The following is a 13,209-nucleotide window of genomic DNA, read 5'->3' on the forward strand; positions in this document are numbered from 1 at the left end:
CAATGCAAACCAACCTCAGCGAACAGTCCCGGCAACTGCCCCGCGCCGAAGAAGCGGACAAGATTCTGCGCACCTGCGTGCATTGCGGGTTCTGCAACGCGACCTGCCCGACCTATCAACTGCTGGGCGACGAACTGGACGGGCCGCGCGGGCGCATCTACCTGATCAAACAAGTGCTCGAAGGCGCTCCCGCCACGGCCAAAGCCCAGTTGCACCTGGATCGCTGCCTGACCTGCCGCAACTGCGAAACCACCTGCCCGTCCGGGGTGGATTATCACAACCTGCTGGACATTGGCCGCGCCGTGATCGATCAAGCGGTGCCGCGCCCGGCCGGTCAGCGGCTGCTGCGTCAGGGGCTGCGGGCAATGGCGCCGAATCCATATCTGTTCAGGACCTTGCTGCAAATCGGCGCCACATTCCGGCCGTTGCTGCCACGGGGCGTCGAGGCGAAGTTGCCCCACGACCTCCCCGCCACAGGGGAGCGCCCTGCCCCTCGGCATGCTCGCCGGGTGTTGATGCTCGAAGGCTGCGTGCAACCCGGCCTCTCGCCGAACACCAATGCTGCGACGGCGCGGGTGCTGGATCGGTTGGGGGTCAGCGTGATTCCGGCACCTGAAGCGGGGTGCTGCGGCGCGCTGGACTATCACCTCGACGCCCAAGCCATGGGCCTGGACCGCGCCCGACGCAACATCGACGCCTGGTGGCCGCACCTGGAAAACGGTGCCGAAGCCATCGTGCAAACCGCCAGCGGCTGTGGCGCATTCATCAAGGATTACGGGCATTTGCTGGAGCGCGATCCGGTCTATGCGGCCAAGGCCCGGCGGGTCAGTGAACTGGCGCTGGATCTGGTGCAAGTGCTGGCCGATGAGCCTTTGGAACAGGTCTGCGCCGCCACCGACCGACGGATCGCCTTCCACTGCCCCTGCACCTTGCAGCACGCACAGAAACTCGGTGGCGCAGTCGAGGCGGTTCTGACCCGGCTGGGCTTCAATCTCACGGCAGTGCCCGACAGTCATTTGTGTTGCGGCTCGGCGGGCACCTATTCGATCACCCAACCGGAACTGGCCCGGCAACTGCGCGACAACAAACTCAACGCTCTGGAAAGCGGCCACCCCGAAATCATCGCCACCGCCAACATCGGCTGCCAGAGCCACCTCAACAGCGCCGGACGAACGCCGGTCAGGCACTGGATCGAATTGGTGGATCAAGTGCTGCGTTGACCGAACAGCCCAAGTGGCAAGAACAGTCCTTGGCAGAATGAGGTTCGTCAGAAACTTCGTTTGTCGGCGCCGCCGAAGGCTGCGATCTTTTCCGGCATCCGTTATGTCACTGCGCCAGGAATTTTTTCATGAGCCTCCCGAACTTCGTCAGCCCCGACCTGATCCGCCAACGCTTCTCCAAAGCGATGTCCGACATGTACCGCGAAGAAGTGCCGCTGTACGGCGCGCTGATGGAACTGGTGGAACAGACCAACCGCCACGTGCTGGACAGCGACCCGCAAATCGCCCGACAGCTGCACAGCACCGGTGAAATCCAGCGGCTGGACCTGGAGCGCCACGGTGCGATCCGCGTCGGCACCGCCGCCGAACAGGCGACCCTCGCCCGCCTGTTCGCGGTGATGGGCATGCAACCGGTGGGCTATTACGACCTGACCCCGGCCGGCGTGCCGGTGCATTCCACCGCGTTCCGTGCCGCGCATGAGGCGGCGTTGCAGGTCAGTCCGTTCCGGGTGTTCACCTCGCTGCTGCGCCTGGAACTGATCGAAGACGCCGAATTGCGGGCCTTTGCCCAGTCGGTGCTGGACTCGCGTTCGATCTTCACCCCGGCGGCATTGACCCTCATCGAACGCGCTGAAACCCAGGGCGGCCTGAGCGAATACGAGGCGCAGGATTTCGTCGCGCAGGCGCTGGAAACCTTCCGCTGGCACCACAGCGCCACCGTCACCGCCGAGCAATACCAACGACTCAGCGCCCAGCATCGACTGATCGCCGACGTGGTGGCGTTCAAGGGCCCGCACATCAACCACCTGACACCACGCACCCTGGACATCGACATCGTCCAGGCGCAAATGCCCGCCCACGGCATCACCCCCAAAGCGGTGATCGAAGGCCCGCCCCGCCGCCAATGCCCAATCCTGCTGCGTCAAACCAGCTTCAAGGCACTGGACGAGCCGATTGCTTTTACCGATCAAGCCGAGATACGTGGCAGCCACAGCGCCCGTTTCGGTGAAATCGAGCAACGCGGCGCGGCGCTCACCCCCAAAGGCCGGGCGCTTTACGACCGTTTGCTCAACGCTGCCCGGGACGAACTCAAGGAGTTCCCCAACGAGGCCAATGCTGCACGCTACAACGCACTAATGACGCAGCACTTTGGTGAATTTCCTGACACCGTCGAGGAGATGCGCCAACAGGAACTGGCGTACTTTCGCTATTTCGTGACGGAAAAAAGCCTGGCGGCGAATGGGCTGAAAGGCGCGTCGCTGGAGGATTTGCTCCGTGACGGGTATGTGCGGGTTGAACCGCTGGTGTACGAAGACTTTCTGCCGGTCAGCGCGGCGGGGATTTTTCAGTCGAACCTGGGGGATGCGGCGCAAGCCCACTATGGCGTGCATTCCAACCAGCAAGCGTTCGAAAAAGCCTTGGGGCGTGCGACGATTGATGAGCTGGGGCTGTATGCCGAGACGCAGCGGCGGTCGATTGAGGAATGTTTTGCGGCGTTGGGATTGCCGAATCTGAATTGACCCAAAGAGTTCTCAGTCAAACACACTTTGTGGCGAGGGAGCTTGCTCCCGCTTGAGTGCGTAGCACTCACAAAGTCTCCGCTCGTACGCAGAATTTTGGGGCCGCTACGCAACCCAGCGCGAGCAAGCTCGCTCGCTCGCCACATAAAATTCGACCCGCTGGCTATCTGGGCTTACCCCAGCTTCGCCAACAGCGCCTTGGAGTAAAGGGCAGCGCTGTTCGTTGCGCCCATTGTCCGAATGATGGCTCATAGCCTTGATGCGCAAGAAGTTGCGCAGTCGTTTCCCAAAAACGCCCTCTAAAAGCGCTACAGGCCTTGTAAACAAAGCCCTCCAGCCAAGTGCGCAAGAAGTTGCGCACCACTGCGCAACTTCTTGCGCACTTTTTCAGGTGATCCTTGCCGAAAATCCTTTCAGCGCTCTAAAAACATCCTCAACTACCTGATTTATATAGACTTAATCATTTCTGGCACGATCCTTGATAACTGTCAGGCACCCACCGGGCGATACCGCCTCCCGGGCACCCTAACTTTTAGCAAGGAGCACATCCATGGCAACACCAGCGTACATGTCGGTTACCGGCGAAAAACAAGGCCTGATCACTGCCGGCGCGTTCACCGCCGACTCCGTTGGCAACACCTATCAGGAAGGTCACGAAGACCAGGTCATGGTTCAGGCTTTCAGCCACGACGTGATCATTCCGCGTGACCCACAGTCCGGCCAACCGACCGGTCAGCGTGTACACAAGCCAGTCGTGATCACCAAGGTCTACGACAAGTCTTCGCCACTGCTGCAAGCGGCGCTGACCTCCGGCGAGCGCATGAGCGAAATCGTTATCCAGTGGTACCGCACTTCGGCTCAAGGTACCCAAGAGCACTACTACACCACCAAACTGGAAGACGCGATCATCGTCGCCATCAACAACAAAATGCACAACTGCCAGGATCCGTCGAACTCGCACTTCACGCACCTGGAAGAAGTGCAATTCACCTACCGCAAAATCACCTGGACCCACGAAGTATCCGGTACTTCGGGTTCCGATGACTGGCGTGTTCCAGTCGCTTAATCGCGGCTGACGGTTCCAAACATCGGCCAGCTCTGCTGGTCGATGTCATTTGCGCCTTCCAGGAATTTTCGCGTCCGCAAGCGCCCATTTGGGGGCAGGCGTGCGCCGCAGCACTGCACGAGGAACAAGGGATGTTCGCGCCGGCCAATCAAACCCACTTTGCCCTGACCGTCGAAGGTCTGGAAAACGATCTCCAGGTCCTTGCCCTGCAAGGTCGGGAAGCCATCAGCCAACCTTTTGTGTTTGAGGTGGAGCTGGTCAGTGAGCAGCCGTCCCTGGACCTCGAAACGCTATTGCACAAACCGGCCTTCTTGCAGCTCTCGCCTGATGGTAGCGGCATTCATGGCCAGATCTATCGCGCCGCCCAGGGCGATTCAGGCAAACGCCTGACCCGCTACGCCGTGACCCTGCGCCCGCAGCTGTCTTACCTGGCGCACCGCATCAACCAACGCATCTTCCAGAACCTCACCGTGCCGAAAATCATCGGTATGGTCCTCGAAGAGCATGGCATCCAGAGCAATGCCTACGCATTCAAAGTCGGGGCGATCTATCCCGAGCGCATTTACTGCGTTCAGTACGATGAATCGGACCTGCAATTCATCCAGCGCCTGTGCGAGGAAGAAGGTATCCACTACCACTTCCAGCACAGCGCCACGGCCCACAAGCTGGTGTTCGGCGATGACCAGACGGTATTCCCGAAACTCGCGCCCGTGGCCTACCAGCAAGACTCCGGCATGGTCGCCAACGACCCGGTGATCAAGCGCTTCGACCTGCGCCTGGAAACCCGCACCAGCCGCACCACCCGCCGCGACTACGACTTCGAAAAACCGCGCCTGACGCTGGAAAGCGAAAACCGTGGCGACGCCCTGCCCGACCTCGAAGACTACGACTACCCCGGCCGCTTCATCGACCGCGAGCGCGGCAAGCACCTGGCCAAACGCGCCCTCGAGCGTCACCGCAGCGACTTCCAGTTGGCCGAAGGCCGAAGCGATCAGCCGTTGCTGGTCAGCGGCCATTTCCTGGCCCTGACCCAACACCCCAAGGCCAAGTGGAACGACCTGTGGCTGCTGACCGAAATCCTCCACGAAGGAAAACAGCCGCAAGTGCTGGAAGAGTCGGTCACCAGCAACACGACTAACCTCAAGGACGATTTCCACCAGGGCTACCGCAACCGCTTCCAGGCCACCCCTTGGGATGTGCCGAACCGCCCGCCGCTGAACCACCCCAAGCCACGCATCCTCGGCAGCCAGAGCGCCGTGGTCACCGGGCCAAAAGGTGAAGAGATCCACTGCGACCAATACGGCCGCGTCAAAGTGCAATTCCATTGGGACCGCGAAGGCCAAGCCGACGACAAGACCAGCTGCTGGCTGCGCGTCTCCTCCGCCTGGGCCGGCGCCCACTACGGCGGCATCGCCATTCCGCGCATCGGCATGGAAGTGCTGGTCAGTTTCCTGGAGGGCGACCCCGACCAACCGCTGATCAGCGGCTGCCTGTACCACAAGGAAAACGTCGTCCCGTACGCCCTGCCAGCGAACAAGACCCGCAGCACCTTCAAAACCATGAGTTCCCCCGGCGGCGGCGGTTACAACGAACTGCGCATCGAAGACAAAAAGGGCCAGGAACAGATCTTCCTGCACGCCCAGCGCGACTGGGATGAAAACGTCGAGCACGACCAGAAAATCCGCGTCGGCAACGAACGCCACGACACCGTCGAGCAAAACAGCTACAGCGAATTCAAGGCCGAAGAACACCACACCGTCCACAAAGACCGCAAAGTCGAAACCCGCGCCAACGACCACCTGACCGTGGGCGTCAACCAGCACATCAAGGTCGGCACCGGCCAGTTCATCGAAGCCGGCCAGGAAATCCACCTGAGCAGCGGCATGAAAGTCGTGCTCGAAGCCGGCAGTGAACTGACCCTGATTGGTGGTGGAAGCTTCATCAAGATTGATGCAAGCGGCGTGACCATGAGTGGGCCGGTGATCAACATGAACTCCGGCGGCGGGCCGGGTAGTGGGACGGGGGCGGCGCCATTGTTGCCGGGGCCGCTGAAACAGGCGGATGCGGATAAGGCGGGGGCGGTGCTGACCCCGGCGCAGATTAATACGCTGAAGCGCAATGCGCCGTTCTGTGAAGAGTGCGAAAAATGCAAGGCAGGTGCTTGTGCGATCTGATCTGTTGACTCCACAGGCGTGGTTGGCTGAACGGCCGTTGCAGACGGGTGAGCGGTTGTACTTGATCGTCAGCGCGGCAAGTGATGCCGAGCCACTCAAGGCCTTCTACCAGCAAGAGATGGCGCCGGAATTGATCCCAATCTGGAAGGGCACGCCCTATGCCGATTGGCAGCCCGTCATGCCCTACCTCGCCGAGTTGAAACCCAATATCGGTTTTCTGCAGTGGATTGCCGACACCGACGCCCAGGATTGGGGTTGGCTGGCGGTGTCCACCAGTACGTCGGATGTGGTGTTCGAGCACCTTCGCAGCCTGACTCAGGTTCGCATGCCCGATGGGACCGAAGTGTTTTTCCGGTTCTGGGACGGTCGGCATATTTACCCGATTCTTGAGGGATTGGGTGAGGCGGCGGGTGAGGTTTTGTCGGTGTTTGATCGGTACCTGATTAACGGGCAGAGCCTGGAAGTAGGGCCGAGGGCCGTACCGCCAGCGAAGGAATGGCCGTGGTGGGAGGTGCCGCAGAAGTTGCTCGACGCGCTGGCGGAAAAAGACCACACCACCGTCGTCGACAACCTGATGCAGTGGCTGGGAGAGGACTGCCCGGAACTGTTCTTCGCCTTCCCCGAAAGTAACTTGCGCCATAAGGTCGAGCGCTTCGTCCGCCAACAACCCAATACAGAAGATTTGGCAGAGCGTCTTGCTGCTCAGCTGACAAAGGAAGTCACGTCATGAATACCCCGATTGGTACCTTGGTCCTGCGCGTACTGGACGCCAAAACCCCTGACGTGAACCTGATTCTCAAAGACTTCAAAAATTGCCTGAGCGATTACAAGGAGTGGGCGGACGGTTTCCTGACTGGTTGGGCACTAGATGTCGACCAGACCTTCAAAGTCGGAAATGAAGTCAGCGTGACCAAACGCAAGACCAAAACCGGCAAGGTCGAGACTTACGCGACCTGCCCTCTGGCGGGCGACTTCACGCTGATCCACATGTTCGAGTCGGCGCGCTTCGTACCGATCGGCAATACGCCAGTGAAACTGGAACCCGTCACCAAAGGCACTTTCTACGACGACGTCACCGGACCTGTTATTGAAACAACGATCGGCCCGAGCGGCATCAAAGTGATCGACGGCTGCAAGAAAGGCCAGATGTACCGCATCACTTTTTTCCCGAACGTATCCCAAAGCAATGTCAAAGCGCTGTACGACTCCTACCAGGGTGTGATCGGCAATCTAAATGGCTGGTTGCAAAGTGAATGGTCGAGCAAGTTCCAGCCACAGTGGGCCAGCTACTCGGCTGCTGACCGCGCGGGTCGGTCTGTCATTCTGTTGAAACGAGCGATGGATGGTCTGGAGAAGGCCCTACTCAGGCTGTGGGACGACATCAAAAGCCTGTTCGAATTGCTCGCGAACCCTAAGATTAAGGAAAATCTTAAAAAGCTCCGCCAATACCTGTCGGACGCTGAGATCGACAAGCTCTATGCCGCGTCCAAGGAATCCATTGCGTCAGGTCTGTTGATTCTCAGTGACGAACCATTGATGTTCATCTACATCTCGGCGATTGTGGCGTGGGTCGGCATGCTGCCGCCGCAAGTCATCGTTGACGTGGTGACGGCCATTGCGGCGGAATTCCTGATCAACGTGGTGCTGGGTATTTGCCTCACTGGCGGTGCCGGAATCGCGGTGCGGGTGGGGACCAGAACCCTGTCCACGGTCAAATCCGGTACGGCGATCAAGTACCTCGAAGAGCTGGCCGCGAAACTGACGACCCTGAGCGGCAAGCACAGCCTGCCAGCGCACGCCGAAGTGTCGAAGCCGTTGATTGCCAGTGCCAATAATGTGCCGATGAAGCCGGCCAAAACAGCGGCGATCAAAATCGACGAGGCTGCCGCCAACGGTTCTAAAAGCCAGGTGCCGAAAACTACGGATACACCGAAGCAGGAAGTGAAAGACGCTTCTTCGTTTCCGCGTGGCAAGAAAGAAAAACAGACCACCCTCGCACCCAAGGAAAAGGTCGACGACGCTTCTACTCAGTCGAAAACGCCTGACGACAAAAGCGCCGCCTGCGCCAAGAAAACCTGCACCAATGGTTGCCCGGTATCGATGGTCACTGGCGAAGAGCTGCTGACCCTGACCGACGGCGAACTTGGCGGTTTGCTACCTTTCAGCTGGACGCGCCTCTATCGCACCAGCGCCGCAGAAATCGATTGCGGTCTCGGCTACGGCTGGAGTCACGCCCTCGCGCAACGCGTCGACATCAACGACGACGAAGTGATCTGGACCGACCACGAAAACCGCGTCACCACGTTCCCGCTCCCAAGTGTGCAGCGCCCGGCGATCACCAACAGCCTGTCGGAAGCGGCGATCTTCATCGGTGACGATCCGTCCGAACTGATCCTCACCCAAGCTGGCGAACGCAAGCAGTTCTACCACTTCCGCTACAACAGCAAAGGCGCGACGCTGATCGCCATCAGCGACAATTACGACAACCGCCTGTACATCACTCGTGACATTCACGGGCGAATCAAACGCGTCGATAACGGCGCCGGTCGCGCCCTCCTCGTGCGTTATGACCGCAAACACATCGTCGCCATCGACTATCAGCAGTTCAGCCCGGCGGACAACCTGGAAGATGCCTGGAGCACTGTTCAGAACCTGGTCACCTACGGCTACGACGCCCAGCACCGCCTGATCGAAGCCAAAAACGCCGCCGGTGAAGCCGAACATTACGCCTACAACGAACAAAACGTCATTCTCGAGCGCCAACTGGCCGGTGGCGCCAGTTTCTACTGGGAATGGGAAAAAGAAGGCAAGTCGGCACGCTGCATCCATCACTGGGCCAGTTTCTCGCAGATGGACGCGCACTACGCCTGGGATGACAAGGGCAGCGTCACGGTTACTAACGCTGACGGCAGCGAAGAGGTCTACACCCACGATGATCAGGCTCGACTGGTCGCCAAAGTTGACCCGGACGGAGCCGAACACCTGAAGGCCTATGACGACAAGGGCCGCCTGATCGCTGAAAAAGACCCACTCGGCGCGGTCACCGAATACCAGTACAACGAAGCCGGCCGAATGGTTGCGGTGATTCCGCCGGAAGATGCTCCCACCACTTACGAGTACTACCGTGGTTTTGTCCGTGTGGTGAACCGTGGCCCGGCAAAGTGGACATACTGGCGTAACGATCAGGGCGACATCACCGAACAAGTCGACCCGGACGGCAACTCGACCCACTACAGCTACAATCGCCAGGGCCGTCTGCTGGAAATCCGTCACCCCGACGGCAGCCGCCATCAACTGGGCTGGAACAACCTTGGCCAGCTGCTCGAGGAACAACTACCGGACGGCGGCCAGCGCAAATATCGCTACGACGCCTTGGGTCGGCAGATCACCCGTCAGGACGAAAGCGGCGCCATCACTCAATACCAATGGGACGCCGCCAACCGCCTCGCGCAAATCACCCTGCCCGGCGGCGCTACCCGTGCCTTCACCTACAACGCCTACGGCAAAGTCACTGCCGAACGCGATGAACTCGGCCGCGTCACCCGCTACGAATATGCCGACAATCTGCACTTGGTCAGCCGTCGAATCAACCCAGACGGCAGCCAGTTGCACTATCGCTACGACAACGCGCGCCTGTTGCTCAGCGAGATCGAAAATGAACGTGGCGAGCACTATCACCTCGATTACTACCCGAACGGCCTGATCCAGCAGGAAACCGGCTTCGACGGTCGCCGCACTGCCTACGAGTACGATCTCAATGGGCAACTGCTGAAGAAAACCGAATTCGGTGACGACGGTAGCGAGTTGGTGACCGAGTACCAACGTGATGCGGCTGGCCGGCTGCTGGTGAAAACCCTGGCTGATGGCGAAGAAATTCACTACAGCTACGACGCCCTCGGCCGTCTCGTAAACGTCGACGACGGTCATTGGTCGCTCGCCTACGAATACGACCGGCAAGACCGCCTGATCACCGAACACCAGGGCTGGGGCACCACGCGCTACGAGTACGACAACCTCGGCCAACTCAGCCACTGCCGCCTGCCAGACGGCAGCAAGCTCGACTACCGCCACCAATCCGGCGGCCGCCTGAGCAGCATCGACCTCAACGGCTCGCGCCTGACCACGCACCAGTTCAGTGCCGGCCGCGAACAGCAGCGCCAACAAGGCCTGCTGCTCAGTCAATACCAGTACGACGAACAAGGCCGACTGCACGCCCACACCGTCAGCCAGCAGGAGCGCAATCTGTTCCGTCGTCGCTACGCCTACGATGCCAACGGCAACCTTGCCGGTATCGACGACAGCCGCAAAGGCAACCGCAGCTATCATTATGATCCGCTCGACCGCCTGATCAACGTCCGTGGCACTACCCCGGAAAGCTTCGCCCACGACCCGGCGGGCAACCTCCTCGGCCAAGGCGACCAGCCGACCGCGAACCTGGCCAACGTCAAAGGCAACCGCCTGCTGATGCAGGGCGACCGCCACTATGACTACGACGCCCACGGCAACCTGATCCGCGAACGTCGCGGCACCGGGCAGAAACTCGTCACCGAGTACCGCTACGACTGCCAGCATCGCCTGATCGGCGTGAGCCTGCCCGGTGGCAGCATCGCGAGCTACCAGTACGACGCCTTCGGCCGACGCATCGCCAAAACCGTCGATGGCCACACCACTGAATTCCTCTGGCAAGGCGAACGCCTCATCGCCGAGAGCGCCGACAACCGCTATCGCAGCTACATCTACGAACCCGGCAGCTTCCGCCCGTTGGCCATGCTCGACGGCGAAGGCCCGCTGAAGGCCGCGCCGTTCTACTACCAACTCGACCACCTCGGCACCCCGCAGGAACTCACCGACTACAGCGGCGAGATCATGTGGTCGGCGAAATACCGCGCCTACGGCAACCTCGCCACCCTCGATGTTGCCGAAATCGACAACCCGTTGCGCTTCCAGGGCCAGTATTTCGATGCGGAAACGGGCTTACATTACAACCGGCATCGCTACTACAATCCGGGCACTGGACGGTATTTGACGCCGGATCCGATCAAGCTGGCGGGTGGGTTGAACAACTACCAGTACGTGCCTAACCCTACGGGGTGGGTGGATCCGTTGGGGTTGAATACTTGCCCCAGCCCCAACTGTTCCCCGACGGATTCAACACCCGTTGTACTAGATGAAGGCATTACTCCGCCTGCAGTAACAGAATCGAGACCAGACTTTTATGTAGGACCTTCTGGGCCGGACTCCACATTGCCGGGTACTGGCTATCGATATGTAAGGTTTCAAAATGATGACGGAACGCTTAATGATTACGGACAAGACACAATTCGCATGAAGGAAGCGCCTGTCACATATGCTGGTTTTGAAAAGCACGAGACTGGTAAAAGCGCTAGAGATGCCTATCAAGTCAAGGGACCGGAGGTCGGCCCCGACGCAAATGGCCCAGGATCTTGGAGTGACTCACGAATAAGAGCAGAATTCGATACGTTACAGTTGTATGTCGACGGCAAACCACAAGCCAGAGTTCCTTTTTGGAAAGGTGATAGTGACAAAACCAGACTGGAGCCTACGACCGAAGCCTACGAAGAGTACGGTGAAGGCGGAGCTCAGCAAGTACACCTCGATAGACGAACAGTAAAATTCGATAAAGTCGATATTCTCCCGGAGGAGTAATGAAAGATTTTTATGTCATTGGAAAAAAAGATGTCGAGCCTGAGATCCCAAACAGCCCAGACTGGCCAAAGATCATCGGTTATTGCTACGAAAATAATTCATTTATTTTCATTGAAGGCAACGGCCATGGCTTCAATGGCATTGTTTTGCCCGAACTTATCGCAAGAGAACCTCGATGGGATAGATTATTTAAAATACTAGACGCCGACTGGTTCCTGAATCTCATTGACAGCACGCCAAACCTAGACAAAACATCTGTTGAGAATCATATAAAATCAAAAACCAATACCATTGAAATTATAAAATCATAGAGCGCGAACTCACCTTTAACCCTGAGCAAAAACAAGCATCGCCTCAGCTATTTCCACAAGCGACCTTGGGATTGCAAAATTTCTGCGTAGACGCCTTAACATGTAGATCGTCGGTTTTCAACAAAAACTTGCTGTAGGTGGCATAGGCTTTTTTTGCATGTAATCTTTACGGAAATGATCACGTTCAGCATGAAAAAGATATGCTAGATTCATCTCAAGAGCTTTACGAACAAGAGGATATAAAGCCTCTTCTACAGGCTGGGCCTATTGCCTTATCTCGATCTTCAAAACGCTGTTCAGCGTGCCGGATTCACCATCGTCGAGTTCTCAGATCAACAAGCATACTTCGGCTGTTGGTCGCTGACCGTCGAAGGTCATGGACATACCTACCGAATAGTCAATGAAGGACGAGTAGGTTGGTTAATGTTTTATCGCGTGGGCACCGCAGGGACACTTACTGAGCTGGACAAGAAAGTATCGACTTGGATGGACGACGCCGATAAAGCAACTCAATGCCTGATCTGGCTTTCTGGCTGCTGTCCTCCTCTACAGCCCCGCAAAGTCCGAAATTATTATGTGATTGCCGAAAAAGGATCTTGTACCGGAGCAACCCCACAGCTCTGACTGGCCAAAATTAATCGGCTACTGCTACGACGATGACTACTTTTTGTTTTTTGAGGGCAAGGGTCATGGGCTGGGTGGGACCGCAGCGAAGGCAAAAAAGCTGAGTGGCTAACGATATTTAGGGCACTGGACGTCGAGTAGTGGACTTGCCCCTACCAAACCGGACACCAACTCCCCGTTAAATTGATGCTGCCGCCAAGCGCCTGAACTCCCTCGGTGAACGATATTTCAAGGCGCTGTGCGGATGCTGCTCGTTGTAATGCTCGAAGGCAATGGCCAGGTTACGCAACGCCGTTTCTCGATCCGGCTTGGGCATGTGTGCCACGTAGTCACGCTTGATTGTCTTCACGAAGCTCTCGGCCATGCCGTTGCTCTGTGGGCTGCGTACTGGGGTGGTCACTGGTTGCAAACCGATCTGTCGAGCAAACAGGCGTGTCTGTTCGGCCGTGTACGCCGAGCCGTTGTCGCTGAGCCATTGAACTGGCGTGGTCGGTAGTTGATCACCAAAACGCTTCTCCACGCTTTCCAGCATCAAGTCGCGGATATCATCGCCGCTGTACCCGGTCGGGCTCGCGACCCAACCGATGGCTTCGCGATCACAGCAATCCAGGGCGAAGGTCACGCTCA

General features: G+C 58.4%; 9 protein-coding genes. 8 read left to right on the plus strand and 1 reads right to left on the minus strand.

Going from position 1 to position 13,209, the window contains the following annotated elements; genetic code table 11:
- Positions 1–2: 2 nt before the first annotated feature.
- The 8 genes from glcF to AACY49_RS10825 all read left to right on the plus strand — a co-directional run bounded on the left by glcF (position 3) and on the right by AACY49_RS10825 (position 12,582).
- Positions 3–1,220, plus strand: a complete 1,218-nt coding sequence (gene glcF / locus AACY49_RS10790; RefSeq protein WP_339523595.1) for a glycolate oxidase subunit GlcF — start codon at positions 3–5, stop codon at positions 1,218–1,220.
- A 128-nt stretch (positions 1,221–1,348) separates the two neighbouring features.
- On the plus strand, positions 1,349–2,740 hold the full coding sequence (gene hglS, locus AACY49_RS10795; RefSeq protein ID WP_339523597.1) for a 2-oxoadipate dioxygenase/decarboxylase HglS: 1,392 nt from the start codon (positions 1,349–1,351) through the stop codon (positions 2,738–2,740).
- 550 nt (positions 2,741–3,290) lie between these two features.
- Entirely contained in the window at positions 3,291–3,806 is a 516-nt protein-coding gene (locus tag AACY49_RS10800) for an Hcp family type VI secretion system effector (protein WP_007900657.1), read from the plus strand.
- A 131-nt stretch (positions 3,807–3,937) separates the two neighbouring features.
- Positions 3,938–5,980: a type VI secretion system Vgr family protein gene (gene tssI, locus AACY49_RS10805; protein ID WP_339523604.1), complete on the plus strand. Its 2,043-nt coding sequence runs from the start codon at positions 3,938–3,940 to the stop codon at positions 5,978–5,980.
- Positions 5,970–6,710, plus strand: coding sequence for a DUF4123 domain-containing protein (locus tag AACY49_RS10810; RefSeq protein ID WP_339523606.1), 741 nt, complete (start codon positions 5,970–5,972; stop codon positions 6,708–6,710). The genes tssI and AACY49_RS10810 overlap by 11 nt, the downstream gene beginning before the upstream one ends.
- Positions 6,707–11,647 carry an RHS repeat-associated core domain-containing protein gene (locus AACY49_RS10815; RefSeq protein ID WP_339523608.1) on the plus strand — a complete coding sequence of 1,647 codons (4,941 nt, stop codon included), beginning with the start codon at positions 6,707–6,709 and terminating at the stop codon, positions 11,645–11,647. Before AACY49_RS10810 ends, AACY49_RS10815 begins: the two co-directional genes overlap by 4 nt.
- Positions 11,647–11,958: a hypothetical protein gene (locus tag AACY49_RS10820; protein ID WP_339523610.1), complete on the plus strand. Its 312-nt coding sequence runs from the start codon at positions 11,647–11,649 to the stop codon at positions 11,956–11,958. Before AACY49_RS10815 ends, AACY49_RS10820 begins: the two co-directional genes overlap by 1 nt.
- Positions 11,959–12,225: 267 nt before the next feature.
- Positions 12,226–12,582, plus strand: a complete 357-nt coding sequence (locus AACY49_RS10825; RefSeq protein ID WP_339523612.1) for a hypothetical protein — start codon at positions 12,226–12,228, stop codon at positions 12,580–12,582.
- Positions 12,583–12,760: 178 nt separating this feature from the next.
- Here the strand turns inward: AACY49_RS10825 and AACY49_RS10830 are convergent.
- The coding region (locus AACY49_RS10830; RefSeq protein WP_339523614.1) for an integrase core domain-containing protein at positions 12,761–13,209 on the minus strand (449 nt) is incomplete at its 5' end.

Source organism: Pseudomonas sp. EL_65y_Pfl2_R96 (assembly GCF_963970905.1).
Lineage (GTDB): Bacteria > Pseudomonadota > Gammaproteobacteria > Pseudomonadales > Pseudomonadaceae > Aquipseudomonas.